Source organism: Pseudomonas sp. LARHCG127 (genome assembly GCF_052871455.1).
This window is the reverse complement of record NZ_JBIXJT010000004.1, coordinates 440,407-456,757: the sequence shown is the minus strand read 5'-3', so window position 1 is coordinate 456,757 and position 16,351 is coordinate 440,407. Positions and strand designations below refer to the sequence as shown.

The window sequence follows — 16,351 nt, the reverse complement described above, 5'->3', positions numbered from 1 at the left end:
GGAGCTTGCTCCCGCTGGGCTGCGCAGCAGACCCAAGATCTTGCGGTCGCTGCGCAACCGAGCGGGAGCAAGCTCCCTCGCCACAATGTCCGCCTCTGGGCTGGGTGGTGTGAAACAGGCATAAAAAAAGCACCCCGAAAGGTGCTTTTTTCTAGCCGGGCGACTTAACGCTTCAACGAAGCCGGCAAGTGCGGCTGGATAGCCGTCAGCACAGCCTTGAAGCATTTGGTGTTGCCGGCAACGATGTGGCCTTTCTCAAGGAAATCATGGCCGCCGGTGAAGTCGCTCACCAAGCCGCCGGCTTCCTGGATCAACAGGGCGCCCGCAGCCATGTCCCACTCGGACAGGCCCGACTCCCAGAACGCATCGAAACGGCCAGCCGCCACATAAGCCAGGTCCAGGCTCGCGGCACCGGCGCGGCGGATGCCGGCGGTCTGGCCGACCAGGGCGCGGAACATGCCCAGGTAGTTGTCCAGATTATCCATCTGGTCATCACGGAACGGGAAGCCGGTACCCAGCAGGGCGCCGTCCAGGCTGGTGCGGCCGCTGACGCGCAGGCGACGACCGTTCAGTTGGGCGCCACGGCCACGGCTGGCGGTGAATTCTTCCTGGCGAACCGGGTCCAGCACGACGGCGTGTTCCAGGCGGCCACGGTATTTGCAGGCGATGCTGACCGCGAAGTGAGGAATGCCGCGCAGGAAGTTGGTGGTGCCGTCCAGCGGATCGATGATCCACAGGTACTCTTCGCCTTCGATGCCAGTACCGGCGTGCATGCCGGTCTCTTCACCGAGGATGGAGTGGTTTGGGTAAGCCTTGCGCAGGGCGTCGACGATTTTCTGTTCGGCGGCGCGATCGACCTCGGACACGTAGTCCTTGGCATCTTTTTCATCGACCTTGATGGTATCCAGGCGCTCGATGGAGCGGAAGATCAGTTCACTGGCGCTGCGGGCGGCGCGCAGCGCGATATTCAGCATGGGCTGCATGGATGTGTCACCTAAGGTTGTTAAAGAAAGCCGCGCATTCTATCAGAAAGTTTTCTCAGGAGAAGGTTGGTGTTCGCTTTCATAGCTTAACGGTAGGTGCTTATGTAAGATTTGCTCCCTTTATCGTGTTCGAGAGCGCCTCCCTTGTTGCAGAACATTCGTGTCGTCCTGGTCAATACCAGCCATCCGGGTAACATCGGCGGAGCTGCGCGGGCCATGAAGAACATGGGCCTGTCGCGCCTGGTGCTGGTCGAGCCGCGCTTGTTTCCCCATCACGAAGCCGATGCCCGGGCCTCCGGCGCCGGTGACATCCTCGCCAACGCCCAGGTCGTCGCCACCCTGGAAGATGCCCTGGTGGGTTGCAACCTGGTGCTCGGCACCAGCGCCCGCGACCGCCGCATCCCCTGGCCGCTGCTCGACCCCCGCGAATGCGGCACCAAAGTGGTCGAGGAGGCCGCGCAAGGCTTCGAGATCGCCCTGGTGTTCGGCCGTGAAGACTCCGGCCTGACCAACGACGAGCTGCAGCGATGTCACTTTCACGTGCATATCCCTTCCGACCCCGAGTTCAGTTCCTTGAACCTGGGGGCGGCGGTGCAGGTGTTGAGCTATGAAGTGCGCATGGCTTGGCTGGCGGCCGAAGGCAAGCCCAGCAAAGTCGAAAAAACCGAGGTGACGTCGCCGCGCAGTGAGACACTGGCGACCATGGACGAGTTGGAACGATTCTTCGAACACCTGGAGCAGACCCTGGTGGACATCGAATTCCTCGACCCGGAAAAGCCGCGGCACTTGATGGCGCGCCTGCGTCGGTTGTACGGACGAAGCTCGGTGAGCCGGGCGGAGATGAATATATTGCGCGGCATCCTCACGGAAACCCAGAAAGCGGCCCGTGGCGAGCTGATTAAGCGGAAGAAATAAAATGTTCGAACGTTTGCGTGAAGATATCCAAAGTGTTTTCCATCGTGACCCGGCGGCGCGCAATGCCTTTGAAGTGCTGACCTGCTACCCGGGCATGCACGCCATCTGGATCCATCGCCTGTCCGGCGCTTTGTGGGGCATGGGCTGGAAGTGGTTGGCGCGGCTGGTCTCGAACTTCGGGCGCTGGCTGACCGGGATCGAGATCCACCCGGGCGCCAAGGTCGGCCGCCGCTTCTTCATCGACCATGGCATGGGCATCGTCATCGGTGAAACCGCCGAGATCGGCGACGACGTGACGCTCTACCAGGGCGTGACCCTCGGCGGCACCAGTTGGAACAAAGGCAAGCGCCACCCGACGCTGGAAGACGGCGTGGTGGTCGGTGCCGGCGCCAAGGTGCTCGGGCCGTTCACGGTCGGGGCGGGGGCGAAAGTCGGTTCCAACGCCGTGGTGACCAAGGCTGTGCCGCCGGGCGCGACCGTGGTGGGCATTCCGGGGCGGATCATCGTCAAGTCCGACGACGAGCAGGACGCCCGCCGCAAGGCCATGGCCGAGAAGATCGGCTTCGACGCCTACGGTGTCGGCGAAGACATGCCCGACCCAGTCGCCCGCGCCATCAACCAGTTGCTCGATCACCTGCAAGCCGTCGATGGGCGCCTGGAGGGGATGTGCGGCGCCCTGAAGGACCTGGGCAGTAATTACTGTGCCAAGGACCTGCCTGAACTGCGCGAGGAAGACTTTGCTTGTGTGAAGGACAAGGATGAGAGCCAGGCCAGCTGAAACCCTGCTGGCCCCTTCGCGAGCAAGCCCGCTCCCACATTGGATCCCTGCCGCCCCGCAGATCCCTTGTGGGAGCGGGCTTGCTCGCGAAGAACGATAACGCGGTATAGCTGGTCGTTAGCCGCCTACCTTTGCTATCATTCGCGCGCTCTTTCGCGGGTAAACCTGAGTAAAGCACTAGGTCTTATACTTGACTTAAATACTCGGGAATTGCATACTCGCCCCCATTCCGAACTCCGTGGTAATTGTCCATGCGACTGACTACAAAAGGCCGATACGCCGTGACCGCAATGCTGGATCTGGCATTGCATGCGCAGCACGGGCCGGTGTCCCTGGCCGATATCTCCGAGCGCCAGGGCATTTCCCTGTCCTACCTTGAACAGCTGTTCGCCAAGCTGCGCCGTAGCAACCTGGTCTCCAGCGTTCGCGGCCCCGGCGGCGGCTACCAGCTGTCGCGCGACATGCAGGGCATCCAGGTCGCCCAGGTGATCGATGCAGTGAACGAATCGGTCGATGCGACCAAATGCCAGGGCCTTGGCGACTGCCATGGCGGCGATACTTGCCTGACCCACCACTTGTGGTGCGACCTCAGCCTGCAGATCCACGAATTTCTAAGCGGTATCAGCTTGGCTGACCTTGTAACTCGCCGTGAGGTGCAAGAAGTAGCCCAGCGTCAGGACCAGCGCCGTTGCAATAGCAAGTCGCTGCACCTGGACAAGATTGAAGCGTCCGCCGTCGAATGACCGCCGCAGAGCACGCGGAACGCCAGCCAGCCTGATTTAGGAGAGAGTCCATGAAATTGCCGATTTACCTTGATTACTCAGCGACCACCCCGGTTGATCCCCGTGTTGCGCAAAAAATGAGTGAATGCCTGCTGGTCGACGGAAACTTCGGCAACCCGGCGTCCCGTTCCCACGTGTTCGGCTGGAAGGCTGAAGAGTCGGTGGAAAACGCCCGTCGCCAGGTCGCCGACCTGGTCAACGCCGACCCGCGTGAAATCGTCTGGACCTCCGGTGCCACCGAATCCGACAACCTGGCAATCAAGGGTGTCGCGCATTTCTACCACACCAAGGGCAAGCACCTGATCACCTCCAAGATCGAGCACAAGGCTGTCCTGGACACCATGCGCCAACTGGAGCGTGAAGGCTTCGAAGTCACCTACATCGAGCCTGGTGAAGACGGCATCATCACCCCGGCCATGATCGAAGCCGCCCTGCGCGACGACACCATCCTGGTCTCGATCATGCACGTGAACAACGAAATCGGCACTGTCAACGACATCGCCGCCATCGGCGAACTGACCCGTTCCAAGGGCGTCCTGTTCCACGTCGACGGCGCACAGTCCACCGGCAAGGTCGACATCGACCTGTCCAAGCTGAAAGTCGACCTGATGTCGTTCTCGGCCCACAAGACTTATGGCCCTAAAGGCATCGGCGCCCTGTACGTCAGCCGCAAGCCGCGTGTTCGCCTCGAAGCGACCATGCACGGCGGCGGTCACGAGCGTGGCATGCGTTCCGGCACCCTGGCGACCCACCAGATCGTCGGCATGGGCGAAGCCTTCCGTGTGGCCAAGGAAGACATGGCCGCCGAGAACGTACGCATCAAGGCCCTGAGCGACCGTTTCTTCAAGCAGGTCGAGCACCTCGAAGAACTCTACGTCAACGGCAGCCTGACCGCCCGCGTACCGCACAACCTGAACCTGAGCTTCAACTACGTTGAAGGCGAGTCGCTGATCATGGCGCTCAAGGATCTGGCCGTGTCGTCCGGTTCGGCGTGCACCTCGGCGTCGCTGGAGCCTTCGTACGTACTGCGCGCCCTGGGCCGCAACGACGAACTGGCCCACAGCTCGATCCGCTTCACCTTCGGCCGTTTCACCACCGAAGAAGAAATCGATTACGCCGCGCAGAAAGTCTGCGAGGCCGTTACCAAGCTGCGCGCTCTGTCGCCGCTGTGGGACATGTACAAAGACGGCGTCGACATCTCGAAAATCGAATGGGCGGCGCACTGAGAAGTCGCCACCAGAGCGGCTCCACTGATGAGGATTGAAGCAAATGGCATATAGCGAAAAGGTCATCGACCACTACGAGAACCCGCGCAACGTCGGCAAGATGGACGCGCAGGATCCTGATGTCGGCACCGGCATGGTCGGCGCTCCGGCGTGCGGCGACGTGATGCGCCTGCAGATCAAGGTCAACGAGCAAGGCATCATCGAAGATGCCAAGTTCAAGACCTATGGCTGCGGTTCCGCCATCGCGTCCAGCTCCCTGGCCACCGAGTGGATGAAGGGCAAGACCCTTGATGAAGCCGAAACCATCAAGAACACCCAGCTGGCCGAAGAACTGGCCCTGCCGCCAGTGAAGATCCACTGCTCGGTACTCGCCGAAGACGCCATCAAGGCCGCCGTTCGCGATTACAAGCAGAAGAAAGGCTTGATCTGATCCGCGTTACGGTAAGGAGTTTTCCATGGCTATCCAGATGACAGAAGCGGCAGCTAACCATATCCAGCGCTCCCTTGCGGGGCGCGGCAAGGGCGAGGGTATCCGCCTGGGTGTTCGCACCACGGGCTGTTCTGGCCTCGCCTATGTACTGGAATTCGTCGACGAAGTGGGCGAAGACGATCAGGTGTTCGAGAGTCATGGTCAGAAAGTGATCATCGACCCGAAAAGCCTGACGTACCTGGACGGCACCGAGCTGGATTTCGTCAAGGAAGGGTTGAACGAAGGCTTCAAGTTCAACAACCCCAACGTGCGCGGTGAATGTGGCTGCGGCGAAAGCTTCAACATCTGAGGCGGCTTGTGGGTACTCCTTGTCATTTTGCGTTGTTCCAGATGCAGCCGGCGTTCCAGCTGGATCTTGAGCAGTTGTCCGCGCGTTACCTTGAACTGGCCCGTGGCGTCCATCCCGATCGCTTTGCCGATGCTTCCGAGGCGGAGCAGCGGCGGGCGCTCGAGCAGTCGGCGAACCTCAACGAGGCTTACCAGACGCTCAAGCACCCGGCCAAGCGCGCGCGTTACCTGCTCGCCATCAGCGGCCATGAGTTGCCGCTGGAGGTCACGGTCCATGATCCCGAGTTTCTGTTGCAGCAGATGCAATGGCGCGAAGAGCTCGAGGACCTGCAGGACAGCGCCGACCTGGCCGGTGTCGCGGTATTCAAGCGCCGCTTGAAGGACGCCCAGCAAACACTGAACGAAAGCTTCGCAGCCTGCTGGAACGATGCCGCGCAACGCGAACAGGCCGAGCGCCTGATGCGGCGCATGCAGTTCCTCGACAAGCTCACCTACGAAGTGCGCCAGTTAGAAGAGCGCCTCGACGATTAACCCAGTGCCGCTCCGGTCGCACGCCTGATTACAGATAAGTCCTGATTACGATGGCCCTACTGCAGATCGCCGAACCCGGCCAAAGTCCACAACCGCACCAGCGTCGCCTGGCTGTCGGGATCGACTTGGGTACCACCAATTCCCTGGTCGCTGCCTTGCGCAGCGGTCTTTCCGAACCGCTGGCCGACGAGCAGGGGCGGGTCATCCTGCCGTCCGCCGTGCGTTATCACGCCGACCGCGTCGAAGTGGGCGAGTCGGCCAAGCTGGCCGCCGCCACCGATCCCTTGAACACCATTGTCTCGGTCAAGCGCTTGATGGGTCGTGGCCTGTCCGACGTCAAGCAATTGGGCGACCAGCTGCCGTACCGCTTCGTCGGTGGCGAGTCCCATATGCCGTTCATCGAAACCGTGCAGGGCCCGAAAAGCCCGGTCGAGGTTTCCGCCGACATCCTCAAGGTCCTGCGCCAGCGCGCCGAAGCGGCGTTGGGTGGTGAGTTGGTGGGTGCGGTCATCACCGTCCCGGCCTATTTCGACGACGCCCAGCGCCAAGCCACCAAGGACGCGGCCAAGCTGGCCGGCCTGAACGTGCTGCGCCTGCTCAACGAGCCGACCGCTGCGGCGGTCGCGTATGGCCTGGACCAACATGCCGAAGGCCTGGTCGCCATCTACGACCTGGGCGGTGGTACGTTCGATATTTCGATCCTGCGCCTGACGGGCGGTGTCTTCGAAGTCCTGGCCACCGGTGGCGACAGTGCCCTGGGCGGCGATGACTTCGACCATGCCATCGCTGGCTGGATCATCGAGCAGGCGGGCTTGTCCGCCGACCTCGACCCGGGTGCGCAACGCCACCTGCTGCAAACCGCCTGCACCGCCAAGGAAGCCTTGACCGACGCCGCCACCGTTGAAGTGGCTTATGGCGAGTGGAAAGCCGCGCTGACCCGCGAAGCCTTCGATGCCCTGATCGAACCGATGGTCGCCCGTAGCCTCAAGGCCTGCCGCCGGGCCGTGCGTGATTCCGGCGTGGAGCTGGAAGACGTCAAGGCCGTGGTCATGGTCGGTGGTTCGACCCGCGTGCCTCGGGTTCGCGAAGCCGTTGCCGAGGCCTTTGGCCGCCAGCCGCTGACCGAAATCGACCCGGACCAGGTGGTGGCCATCGGCGCCGCGATCCAGGCCGATACCCTGGCCGGCAACAAGCGTGACGGCGGCGAATTGCTGTTGCTCGACGTGATTCCGTTGTCCCTGGGGCTGGAAACCATGGGCGGGCTGATGGAGAAGGTGATTCCACGCAACACCACCATCCCGGTTGCCCGCGCCCAGGACTTCACCACCTATAAAGACGGCCAGTCGGCCATGATGATTCACGTGCTGCAAGGCGAACGTGAACTGATCAGCGACTGCCGCTCCCTGGCCCGCTTCGAATTGCGCGGCATCCCGGCCATGGTTGCCGGTGCGGCGAAAATCCGCGTGACCTTCCAGGTCGACGCCGACGGCTTGCTCAATGTTTCTGCCCGCGAACTGGGTTCGGGCGTGGAGGCGAGCATCCAGGTCAAGCCGTCCTATGGCCTGACCGACGGCGAAATCGCCAAGATGCTCAAGGATTCCTTCCAGCACGCCAGCGACGACAAGGTCGCCCGTGTACTGCGCGAGCAACAGGTCGACGGCCAGCGCCTGATCGAAGCCGTGCAAGGTGCCCTTGAGGCCGACGGCGACCGGTTGCTCGACGCTGAAGAGCGCATGGTCATCGAGCTGCAGTTGCAGGAATTGTCCGAATTGATCAAAGGCACCGATGGTTATGCCATCGAGCAGCAGACCAAGCGTCTGTCGCAGGTCACCGATGCCTTTGCTGCCCGCCGCCTGGACTCGACGGTGAAAGCCGCCCTGGCGGGGCGCAACCTGAATGAAATCGAGGAATAACTGATGCCGCAGGTGATTTTTCTGCCCCACGAGAAGTTCTGTCCGGAGGGCATGGTCGTGGAGGCTGAGCCCGGGACTTCCATTCTCGAGCTGGCCCATGAGCACCATATCGAGATAGAGAGTGCCTGTGGCGGCGTCTGTGCTTGCACGACGTGCCATTGCATCATTCGTGAGGGCTTCGATTCGCTGGAAGAGGCAGACGAGTTGGAAGAAGACTTCCTCGATCGGGCCTGGGGGCTGGAGGCGCAATCGCGCCTGAGCTGCCAAGCCATCGTCGGCACCGAAGACCTGACCGTCGAAATCCCGAAATATTCGCTTAACCATGCGGCCGAAGCGCCGCACTGATGGTGACACTGTCATGAGCTATGGTTGGAATGATGTACAACGCATCGCAGAAGAGTTGGCCGAAGCCAAGCCGGACGTGAATCCGTTGACCGTTAATTTTGTCGATCTGCAGCACTGGATCATGGAGCTTCCCGATTTCGACAGTACCTCTGGCCGTTGCGGCGAGAAGGTCTTGGAAGCGGTCCAGGCGCTCTGGATCGAAGAAATCGACTGATCGACCTGGCAGGTTAGGCAATACCCCTGAACCCGCGTATAATTCGCGGGTTTAATTTTTCGCAAATTACCGTTTCTGGAGTTACACCATGGCTGTTCAACGTACTTTCTCCATCATCAAGCCTGACGCCGTTGCTAAAAACGTGATCGGCAAGATCGTTACCCGCTTCGAAGACGCTGGCCTGCGCGTTGTAGCTTCGAAAATGAAGCAACTGTCCAAGGCCGAAGCCGAAGGCTTCTACGCTGAGCACAGCGAGCGCGGTTTCTTCGGTGAGCTGGTTGCCTTCATGACTTCCGGTCCGGTTGTCGTTCAGGTGCTGGAAGGCGAAAACGCTATCGCTCGCAACCGTGAGCTGATGGGCGCTACCAACCCTAAAGAAGCTGCTGCCGGCACCATCCGTGCTGACTTCGCTGAATCCATCGACGCCAACGCCGTCCACGGTTCGGACTCCGAAGCCGCCGCTGCTCGCGAAATCGCTTACTTTTTCGCTGCTACTGAAGTAACCGCTCGCTAAGCATTGGCTTAAGAGTGAAGGTGAATCCATGACTACATCGACTGTTAAAACCAATCTGCTGGGGCTGACCCAGCCGGAAATGGAGAAATTCTTCGACTCGATCGGGGAGAAGCGTTTCCGTGCCGGTCAGGTGATGAAATGGATTCACCACTTTGGCGTCGACGACTTCGACGCCATGACGAATGTCGGCAAGGCCCTGCGCGAGAAGCTCAAGGCCGTTGCCGAGATTCGCGGCCCCGAAGTGGTCAGCGAGGACATCTCCAGCGACGGCACCCGTAAGTGGGTGGTGCGCGTGGCGTCCGGCAGCTGCGTCGAGACCGTCTACATTCCCCAGGGCAAACGCGGCACCTTGTGCGTTTCGTCCCAGGCAGGCTGTGCCCTGGATTGCAGTTTCTGCTCCACCGGCAAGCAAGGCTTCAATAGCAACCTCACCGCCGCCGAAGTGATCGGCCAGGTGTGGATTGCCAACAAATCCTTTGGCAGCGTCCCGGCGACCGTCGACCGTGCCATCACCAACGTGGTGATGATGGGCATGGGTGAGCCGCTGCTGAACTTCGACAACGTCGTTTCCGCCATGCACCTGATGATGGATGACCTGGGCTACGGCATTTCCAAGCGCCGCGTGACCCTGTCCACCTCCGGCGTGGTGCCGATGATCGATGAGCTGGCCAAGCACATCGACGTCTCCCTGGCGTTGTCGCTGCACGCACCCAATGACGCATTGCGTAACCAATTGGTGCCGATCAACAAGAAATATCCGCTTAAGATGCTGCTCGAGTCGTGCCAGCGCTACATGTCGTCCCTGGGCGAAAAGCGCGTGCTGACCATCGAGTACACGCTGCTCAAGGATGTGAACGACAAGGTCGAACACGCGGTCGAGATGATCGAGCTGCTCAAGAACATCCCGTGCAAGATCAACCTGATCCCGTTCAACCCGTTCCCGCATTCCGGGTATGAGCGTCCGAGCAACAACGCGATTCGTCGCTTCCAGGATCAGCTTCACCACGCTGGCTTCAACGTCACCGTGCGCACCACCCGCGGCGAAGACATCGACGCCGCTTGTGGCCAATTGGTAGGACAGGTGCTGGATCGCACCCGTCGCAGCGAACGCTACATTGCCGTGCGTGAGTTGAACGCCGCGGACGATGCGGTGCAAAACGCTGCGAACAGTCACTAAGAGAGGATCTCTATGTCCCTGCGCTTCGCGCTCGTTTTGCTGTTGGCCGGCCTTTGTTCCGGTTGTGTCCTGTCGGGTGACTACAACCCGATGAAGACCAGCAAAGGGCGCGACGAGGCACGTGTGGCCTATGTGCAACTGGGCATCGGCTACCTGCAACAGGGCATGACCGAACGGGCCAAGGTACCTCTCAAGAAAGCCCTGGAGCTGGACGATTCCGACCCGGATGCCAACGCGGCCCTGGCCCTGGTGTTCCAGGCCGAGATGGAGCCGGAACTGGCCGACCAACATTTTCGCAAGGCGCTGTCTGGCCGGCCGCAAGACGCACGGATCCTGAACAACTACGGCAGCTTTCTTTTCGAGCAGAAACGCTACAAGGAAGCCTACGAGCGCTTCGAGCAGGCTGCCGCCGATACCCTTTACCCTGAGCGTTCGCGGGTGTTCGAAAACCTCGGCATGACCGCCGCGCAGCTCGGCCAGCGTGACCTGGCCCGCCAGCAGTTGGAAAAGGCGCTACGGCTCAATCGCCAGCAACCGCGGGCGCTGCTGGAAATGGCTGAGTTGTCCTACGAAGACAGGCATTATGTGCCCGCGCGTGACTACTACGAGCGTTTTAGCCTGCTGAGTGAGCAAAATGCACGTAGTCTATTGCTCGGCGTTCGGCTGGCACATGTGTTTGAAGATCGCGACAAAGCTGCAAGCTACGGCTTGCAACTCAAAAGACTCTATCCCGGTACGCCGGAATATCAGCAATACCTGTCGGAGCAATGATGAAAGCGGCGCATCCCGAAGTTGTAGCAGCGACTCGCGTAAATCCCGGTGAGACCCTGCGTCAAGCCCGCGAAAGCAATGGTTGGTCGCTGGCCGAAGTGGCCCTCAAGCTCAATCTCACCGTGGCTTCCCTGGGCAATCTGGAAGCGGGCGCGTTCGACAAGCTGCCTGGGCACACCTTCGCCCGCGGCTATATCCGCGCCTATGCCAAGCTGCTCGGCATGGACCAGACCGTACTGGTCCAGCAATTCGATCAATACACCGGTTCCGATGCCCAGGGCAGCAACGTGCACAGCCTGGGGCGCATCGAGGAGCCGGTTCGCGTTTCCCATACCATTTTGCGAATCGTCAGCCTGTTGCTGCTGATTGCGGTGATTGGTGGCGGTTTTGTCTGGTGGCAGGACCAGGCTTCCTTGCGCAACAAGGAGCCGGTCGCCATGAACCCCGAGCACGTCGAAGTTGAGGGCGCTGACGGCACCACCCAGATCCATCCATTGGACGAGCCGGAAGACCAGGCGGTTGTCGAAGGCCAGGCCGAAGGCGAAACCGCCCTGGCGTTGCCTCAAGGCCAGGATAACGGCGAAGCCGATGCTACCGCTGGCGCCGAGCCGACCGTGCCATCCGCTCCGGCAGCAGCTCCTGCGCCGGCCGCACCGACCGCGCCGGCCCACGCGGGCACTGCGCCGGCTGCTCCCGCCGCACCGGCGGCTCCAGCGCCGGTTCCCGCCACGCCAGCGCCAACCGTCGCTGCGCCGAGCGTGCCGGCTGCTCCTGCAACCCCGGCGGCCCCGGCCCCTGCACCCGGTGATGGCCAGGTACAAATCCAGTTCACCGCCGACTGCTGGACGCAAATCACCGACGGCAACGGCAAGGTGCTGTTCAGCGGCCTCAAGCGCAAGGGCGACAGCACGGCCGTCAACGGCAGGCCGCCGTTTGCCGTACGCCTGGGTTATGCCCGTGGCGCGCAGGTCAGCTACAACGGCCAGCCAGTCGACATCGCTCCGTTCACCAGTGGCGAGACCGCTCGCCTGAAGTTGGGTCAATAAGTCATGCACGGCGAATCTCCAATCAAGCGTCGCGAATCCCGGAAAATCTGGGTCGGTAACGTGCCCGTGGGCGGCGATGCGCCAATCGCTGTGCAGAGCATGACCAACAGCGACACCAATGACGTGGCCGCCACGGTCGCCCAGATCAACCGCCTGGAAGCCGCCGGTGTCGACATCGTGCGGGTATCGGTGCCGGACATGGACGCCGCCGAGGCGTTCGGCAAGATCAAGCAACTGGTCAAGGTCCCCCTGGTCGCCGACATCCACTTCGACTACCGCATTGCCTTGCGCGTGGCCGAGTTGGGCGTCGATTGCCTGCGCATCAACCCGGGCAACATCGGTCGCGAAGACCGTGTGCGTGCCGTGGTGGATGCCGCGCGCGACCGGGGCATCCCGATCCGCATCGGCGTGAACGCCGGTTCCCTGGAAAAAGACCTGCAAAAGAAATACGGCGAACCTACCCCGGCGGCGCTGGTGGAATCGGCGCTGCGCCATGTGGAGCACCTCGAACGCCTGAACTTCCAGGACTTCAAGGTCAGCGTGAAGGCGTCCGACGTGTTCATGGCTGTCGAAGCCTACCGTCTGCTGGCCAGGGAAATCGTCCAGCCGCTGCACCTGGGCATCACCGAAGCCGGTGGGTTGCGCTCGGGCACGGTGAAATCCGCCGTCGGCCTCGGTATGCTGCTCGCCGAAGGGATTGGCGATACCATCCGCATCTCGTTGGCGGCTGACCCGGTCGAGGAAGTGAAAGTCGGCTACGACATTCTCAAGTCCCTGCACCTGCGTTCCCGTGGCATCAACTTCATCGCCTGCCCGAGTTGCTCGCGGCAGAACTTCGATGTGGTCAAGACCATGAACGAACTGGAAGGGCGCCTTGAGGACCTGCTGGTGCCGCTGGATGTCGCGGTGATTGGTTGCGTGGTCAACGGGCCGGGTGAAGCCAAGGAGGCCCATATCGGCCTGACGGGCGGTACGCCGAACCTGATTTACATCGACGGCAAGCCGTCGCAGAAACTGACGAATGACAATCTGGTGGATGAGCTGGAACGGCTGATTCGCCAGAAAGCGGCCGAAAAGGTCGAAGCCGACGCAGCGGTCATCGCGCGCGGTTAAGTCGAAAGATTAAGGAATACACGTGAGCAAGTCTCTGCAAGCCATTCGTGGCATGAACGACATCCTGCCCGAGCAGACGCCCCTGTGGCGCTATTTCGAGGGCACCGTGGCGCGCCTGCTGGATAACTACGGTTACCGGCAGATCCGCATGCCGATCGTCGAGTTCACCGAGCTGTTCAAGCGCTCCATCGGTGAAGTGACCGATATCGTCGAAAAAGAGATGTACACCTTCGACGACCGCAACGGCGATTCCCTGACCTTGCGCCCCGAAGGCACGGCGGCCTGCGTGCGGGCGGTGCTCGAACACGGCATCACCGGCGGCGGCCAGGTGCAGAAACTCTGGTACATCGGCCCGATGTTCCGTCACGAGCGCCCGCAGAAAGGCCGTTATCGCCAGTTCCACCAGATCGGCCTCGAAGTGTTCAACCTCGACGGCCCGGACATCGACGCCGAGCTGATCGTCATGACCTGGCGCCTGTGGGGCGAGCTGGGGCTGCGTGACGCGGTCAAGCTCGAGCTCAACAGCCTGGGCACCAGCGAGTCCCGTGGCCGCTACCGTGAAGCGTTGGTGGAGTTTCTGTCCGCCCACCTCGACAAGCTGGACGAAGACAGCCAGCGCCGCTTGAAGACCAATCCACTACGCGTGCTCGACACCAAGAACGCCGAGACCCAAGCGATCCTGGTGGACGCGCCGAAAATGGCCGACTACCTCGACGACGAATCCCGTGCGCACTTCGAGGGGCTGAAGGCACGCCTCGACGCCGTGGGCATTCCCTACGTGATCAACCCCAAGTTGGTCCGTGGCCTGGATTACTACAGCAAGACCGTCTTCGAGTGGGTCACCGACAAGCTCGGCGCCCAGGGCACCGTCTGTGCCGGTGGCCGCTACGACGGGCTGGTGGAGCAGATGGGCGGCAAGCCGACCCCGGGCGTTGGCTTTGCCATGGGCATCGAGCGCCTGGTGCTGATGCTTGAGGCGCTGGATAAAGTGCCCGAAGAGCTGTCCCGTCAGGTCGACGTCTACCTGTGCGCCTTTGGCGAGGCCGCCGAACTGGCCGCCCTGGCCCTGAGCGAGCGGATCCGTGACCAGTTGCCCAACCTGCGCCTGCAGATCAACGCCGGCGCCGGCAGCTTCAAGAGCCAATTCAAGAAGGCCGACAAGAGCGGTGCGCTGTACGCACTGATCCTCGGTGACGACGAACTGGCCCAACAAGTGGTAGGTTTCAAACCCCTGCGTGGCCAGGGCGAACAACAAAGCATTGCCTGGGATGCGCTTGCTGCACACCTGGCCACCTGCGTCGTGCAGGGTTGAAGCTGTCAAACAGCCGATTTAGCGATTGAGGAGTATTGGGGTGTCGAGTACCGAAGATGAACAGCTGGCGGATTTGAAGGACTGGTGGACGCGCAACGGCAAGCCGCTGGTCACTGGCGGCCTGTTGGCGCTGGTCATCGTGTTCGGCTGGCAGGCCTACCAGAAATACCAGAGCAACCAGTCGCAAGGCGCCTCGGTGCTCTACCAGCAATTGCTGGAAACCACCCTGACCCCGGACGGCAAGCCTGACGCGGCCCGCGTGGCGGACCTGGCCGGCAAGCTGGACAAGGAATTCGGCGGCACTGCCTACGCCCAATACGGTCGCCTGTTCGTGGCCAAGGTGGCGGTGGACAGCGGCAAGCTGGACGACGCGGCCACCGAGCTGAAAGCCATCGTCGACAAGCCGGTCAACCCGACCCTGGGCGAAGTGGCGCGTCAGCGCCTGGCGCAGGTGCTGGCGGCGCAGAACAAGGCCGAAGACGCCTTGAAGCTGCTCGACGGCGATGCCGACAAGGCGTTCCTGGCGACTCGCGAAGAACTCAAGGGCGACCTGCTGGTACAGCTGGGTCGTGCCGATGAGGCCCATGCGGCCTACCAAAAAGCCAAGGCTGCGCTGTCGGATGAAGCCGCGGTCGGTGGCCTGCAAATCAAGCTGGACGACCTGGCCAAAGGGGATGCGTGACGTGATTCGTTGGAAACATGCAGCATTGCTGGCCCTGGCCATTCTGGCCGCGGGTTGCAGCAGCAACAGCAAGAAAGAACTGCCACCGGCCGAACTGACCGACTTCAAAGAAGAAGTCGTGCTGCAGAAGCAATGGAGCCGCTCCATCGGCGATGGCCAGGGTGAAACCTACAACATGCTGGTGCCGGCCATCGACGGCGACACTATCTATGCAGGCGACGTCACCGGCGTGGTGATGGCGATGGACCGCACCAACGGTGACGTCAAATGGGAAAAGGACCTTGAACTGCCTGTTTCCGGCGCCGTTGGCGTGGGTTACGGCCTGGTCATGATCGGCACGCTCAAGGGTGAGATCGTCGCCCTGGACGCGAGCAGCGGTGAAGAGAAATGGCGCGCCCGCGTGACCAGCGAAGTGCTCGCACCGCCCGCCACCAACGGTGACGTGGTGGTGGTGCAGACCCAGGATGACCGTCTGATCGGCCTGGATGCCGCCACCGGCAACCAGCGCTGGTTGTATGACAGCACCCCGGCGGTACTGACCCTGCGTGGCACCAGTGCGCCGATCGTTACCAACCGCTTGGCGGTGGCTGGCTTGTCGACCGGTAAAGTGGTTGCCTTGGATATTTCCAACGGCGTGCCGGTGTGGGAACAGCGCGTAGCGATCCCGCAAGGTCGTTCGGAACTGGAGCGTGTGGTCGACATCGACGGCGGCTTGCTGCTGTCCGGCGGTACGCTGTACGTCGCCAGCTACCAGGGTCGCGTCGCGGCACTGGACCTGGAAAGCGGTCGTCCGCTGTGGCAGCGCGATGCGTCCAGCTACGCCGGTGTCGCCCAGGGCTTTGGCAGCGTCTACGTGAGCCTGTCCTCGGGTACCGTCGAAGGCGTTGACGAGCGTTCCACCACCGCATTGTGGAGCAACGACTCCCTGGCCCGTCGTCAACTGTCGGCCCCGGAAGTGTTCTCCAGCTACGTCGCAGTGGGTGACCTGGAAGGTTACCTGCACCTGCTCAGCCAGGTGGACGGTCGTTTCGTCGGCCGTGAGCGCATCGACAGCGACGGCCTGCGTGCCCGTCCGCTGGTGGTGGGCAACATGATCTATGTGTATGGCAACAGCGGCAAACTGGAAGCCCTGACCATCAAGTAAGACTATGCTTGGGTTAATTCCCAAGCGGCTTCATTCATGTGGGAGCGGGCTTGCTCGCGAAAGCGGTGGATCAGTTGACATCCATCTCATTGGGCCACCGCATTCGCGAGCAAGCCCGCTCCTACAG

Annotated in this window: 19 protein-coding genes; 18 read left to right on the top strand and 1 reads right to left on the bottom strand. The window is 61.8% G+C overall.

Annotated elements, in window-relative coordinates:
• Positions 1 to 164 precede the first annotated feature (164 nt).
• On the bottom strand, positions 165 to 983 hold the full coding sequence (gene suhB, locus ACIPQ1_RS10350) for a type III secretion system regulator SuhB (protein WP_003185165.1): 819 nt from the start codon (positions 981 to 983) through the stop codon (positions 165 to 167).
• Between the two features lie 144 nt (positions 984 to 1,127).
• Between suhB and trmJ the strand changes: the two genes are divergently transcribed.
• The 18 genes from trmJ to bamB all read left to right on the top strand — a co-directional run bounded on the left by trmJ (position 1,128) and on the right by bamB (position 16,224).
• Complete coding sequence (trmJ, locus tag ACIPQ1_RS10345; protein ID WP_003185164.1) at positions 1,128 to 1,898, top strand: tRNA (cytosine(32)/uridine(32)-2'-O)-methyltransferase TrmJ; 771 nt, start codon at positions 1,128 to 1,130, stop codon at positions 1,896 to 1,898.
• A 1-nt stretch (position 1,899) separates the two neighbouring features.
• Positions 1,900 to 2,676 carry a serine O-acetyltransferase gene (cysE, locus tag ACIPQ1_RS10340; RefSeq protein WP_446534042.1) on the top strand — a complete coding sequence of 259 codons (777 nt, stop codon included), beginning with the start codon at positions 1,900 to 1,902 and terminating at the stop codon, positions 2,674 to 2,676.
• A 251-nt stretch (positions 2,677 to 2,927) separates the two neighbouring features.
• Positions 2,928 to 3,419: a Fe-S cluster assembly transcriptional regulator IscR gene (gene iscR, locus ACIPQ1_RS10335; protein WP_041475746.1), complete on the top strand. Its 492-nt coding sequence runs from the start codon at positions 2,928 to 2,930 to the stop codon at positions 3,417 to 3,419.
• Between the two features lie 50 nt (positions 3,420 to 3,469).
• The gene (locus tag ACIPQ1_RS10330) at positions 3,470 to 4,684 is read left to right on the top strand and encodes an IscS subfamily cysteine desulfurase (protein ID WP_186705397.1); all 1,215 of its coding nucleotides are present in this window, start codon (positions 3,470 to 3,472) and stop codon (positions 4,682 to 4,684) included.
• A 43-nt stretch (positions 4,685 to 4,727) separates the two neighbouring features.
• Entirely contained in the window at positions 4,728 to 5,114 is a 387-nt protein-coding gene (iscU, locus tag ACIPQ1_RS10325; protein ID WP_003185157.1) for a Fe-S cluster assembly scaffold IscU, read from the top strand.
• 25 nt (positions 5,115 to 5,139) lie between these two features.
• Positions 5,140 to 5,463: an iron-sulfur cluster assembly protein IscA gene (gene iscA / locus ACIPQ1_RS10320; RefSeq protein WP_003185155.1), complete on the top strand. Its 324-nt coding sequence runs from the start codon at positions 5,140 to 5,142 to the stop codon at positions 5,461 to 5,463.
• Positions 5,464 to 5,471: 8 nt separating this feature from the next.
• A complete protein-coding gene (gene hscB / locus ACIPQ1_RS10315) occupies positions 5,472 to 5,993 on the top strand; it encodes a co-chaperone HscB (protein WP_060739093.1) in 522 nt (173 codons plus the stop codon).
• Between the two features lie 50 nt (positions 5,994 to 6,043).
• Positions 6,044 to 7,906: a Fe-S protein assembly chaperone HscA gene (gene hscA / locus ACIPQ1_RS10310; protein WP_446534041.1), complete on the top strand. Its 1,863-nt coding sequence runs from the start codon at positions 6,044 to 6,046 to the stop codon at positions 7,904 to 7,906.
• A gap of 3 nt (positions 7,907 to 7,909) precedes the next feature.
• A complete protein-coding gene (gene fdx / locus ACIPQ1_RS10305; RefSeq protein WP_207966503.1) occupies positions 7,910 to 8,251 on the top strand; it encodes an ISC system 2Fe-2S type ferredoxin in 342 nt (113 codons plus the stop codon).
• Positions 8,252 to 8,264: 13 nt separating this feature from the next.
• Positions 8,265 to 8,465: a Fe-S cluster assembly protein IscX gene (gene iscX, locus ACIPQ1_RS10300; RefSeq protein WP_250964533.1), complete on the top strand. Its 201-nt coding sequence runs from the start codon at positions 8,265 to 8,267 to the stop codon at positions 8,463 to 8,465.
• An 88-nt stretch (positions 8,466 to 8,553) separates the two neighbouring features.
• Positions 8,554 to 8,979, top strand: coding sequence for a nucleoside-diphosphate kinase (ndk, locus tag ACIPQ1_RS10295; RefSeq protein WP_003185145.1), 426 nt, complete (start codon positions 8,554 to 8,556; stop codon positions 8,977 to 8,979).
• 28 nt (positions 8,980 to 9,007) lie between these two features.
• Positions 9,008 to 10,156 carry a 23S rRNA (adenine(2503)-C(2))-methyltransferase RlmN gene (rlmN, locus tag ACIPQ1_RS10290; protein WP_186705401.1) on the top strand — a complete coding sequence of 383 codons (1,149 nt, stop codon included), beginning with the start codon at positions 9,008 to 9,010 and terminating at the stop codon, positions 10,154 to 10,156.
• 12 nt (positions 10,157 to 10,168) lie between these two features.
• The gene (pilW, locus tag ACIPQ1_RS10285; RefSeq protein ID WP_053118628.1) at positions 10,169 to 10,927 is read left to right on the top strand and encodes a type IV pilus biogenesis/stability protein PilW; all 759 of its coding nucleotides are present in this window, start codon (positions 10,169 to 10,171) and stop codon (positions 10,925 to 10,927) included.
• Complete coding sequence (locus tag ACIPQ1_RS10280) at positions 10,927 to 11,973, top strand: RodZ domain-containing protein (protein WP_446534040.1); 1,047 nt, start codon at positions 10,927 to 10,929, stop codon at positions 11,971 to 11,973. Before pilW ends, ACIPQ1_RS10280 begins: the two co-directional genes overlap by 1 nt.
• A gap of 3 nt (positions 11,974 to 11,976) precedes the next feature.
• On the top strand, positions 11,977 to 13,086 hold the full coding sequence (ispG, locus tag ACIPQ1_RS10275) for a flavodoxin-dependent (E)-4-hydroxy-3-methylbut-2-enyl-diphosphate synthase (protein ID WP_446534039.1): 1,110 nt from the start codon (positions 11,977 to 11,979) through the stop codon (positions 13,084 to 13,086).
• 22 nt (positions 13,087 to 13,108) lie between these two features.
• Entirely contained in the window at positions 13,109 to 14,398 is a 1,290-nt protein-coding gene (hisS, locus tag ACIPQ1_RS10270; protein ID WP_250964530.1) for a histidine--tRNA ligase, read from the top strand.
• A 40-nt stretch (positions 14,399 to 14,438) separates the two neighbouring features.
• Positions 14,439 to 15,080 (top strand): YfgM family protein, encoded by a 642-nt coding sequence (locus ACIPQ1_RS10265; RefSeq protein WP_186705404.1) that lies wholly within the window; start codon positions 14,439 to 14,441, stop codon positions 15,078 to 15,080.
• Positions 15,073 to 16,224: an outer membrane protein assembly factor BamB gene (bamB, locus tag ACIPQ1_RS10260; protein ID WP_053118636.1), complete on the top strand. Its 1,152-nt coding sequence runs from the start codon at positions 15,073 to 15,075 to the stop codon at positions 16,222 to 16,224. The genes ACIPQ1_RS10265 and bamB overlap by 8 nt, the downstream gene beginning before the upstream one ends.
• Positions 16,225 to 16,351: the final 127 nt, after the last annotated feature.

What these genes read in the sequence shown, in the direction of transcription:
- suhB (WP_003185165.1), bottom strand. Translation starts at nt 983, where the DNA reads ATGCAGCCCATGCTGAATATCGCGCTGCGCGCCGCCCGCAGCGCCAGT.
- cysE (WP_446534042.1), top strand. Translation starts at nt 1,900, where the DNA reads ATGTTCGAACGTTTGCGTGAAGATATCCAAAGTGTTTTCCATCGTGAC.
- iscR (WP_041475746.1), top strand. Translation starts at nt 2,928, where the DNA reads ATGCGACTGACTACAAAAGGCCGATACGCCGTGACCGCAATGCTGGAT.
- ACIPQ1_RS10330 (WP_186705397.1), top strand. Translation starts at nt 3,470, where the DNA reads ATGAAATTGCCGATTTACCTTGATTACTCAGCGACCACCCCGGTTGAT.
- iscU (WP_003185157.1), top strand. Translation starts at nt 4,728, where the DNA reads ATGGCATATAGCGAAAAGGTCATCGACCACTACGAGAACCCGCGCAAC.
- iscA (WP_003185155.1), top strand. Translation starts at nt 5,140, where the DNA reads ATGGCTATCCAGATGACAGAAGCGGCAGCTAACCATATCCAGCGCTCC.
- hscA (WP_446534041.1), top strand. Translation starts at nt 6,044, where the DNA reads ATGGCCCTACTGCAGATCGCCGAACCCGGCCAAAGTCCACAACCGCAC.
- fdx (WP_207966503.1), top strand. Translation starts at nt 7,910, where the DNA reads ATGCCGCAGGTGATTTTTCTGCCCCACGAGAAGTTCTGTCCGGAGGGC.
- iscX (WP_250964533.1), top strand. Translation starts at nt 8,265, where the DNA reads ATGAGCTATGGTTGGAATGATGTACAACGCATCGCAGAAGAGTTGGCC.
- ndk (WP_003185145.1), top strand. Translation starts at nt 8,554, where the DNA reads ATGGCTGTTCAACGTACTTTCTCCATCATCAAGCCTGACGCCGTTGCT.
- rlmN (WP_186705401.1), top strand. Translation starts at nt 9,008, where the DNA reads ATGACTACATCGACTGTTAAAACCAATCTGCTGGGGCTGACCCAGCCG.
- pilW (WP_053118628.1), top strand. Translation starts at nt 10,169, where the DNA reads ATGTCCCTGCGCTTCGCGCTCGTTTTGCTGTTGGCCGGCCTTTGTTCC.
- ACIPQ1_RS10280 (WP_446534040.1), top strand. Translation starts at nt 10,927, where the DNA reads ATGAAAGCGGCGCATCCCGAAGTTGTAGCAGCGACTCGCGTAAATCCC.
- ispG (WP_446534039.1), top strand. Translation starts at nt 11,977, where the DNA reads ATGCACGGCGAATCTCCAATCAAGCGTCGCGAATCCCGGAAAATCTGG.
- bamB (WP_053118636.1), top strand. Translation starts at nt 15,073, where the DNA reads ATGCGTGACGTGATTCGTTGGAAACATGCAGCATTGCTGGCCCTGGCC.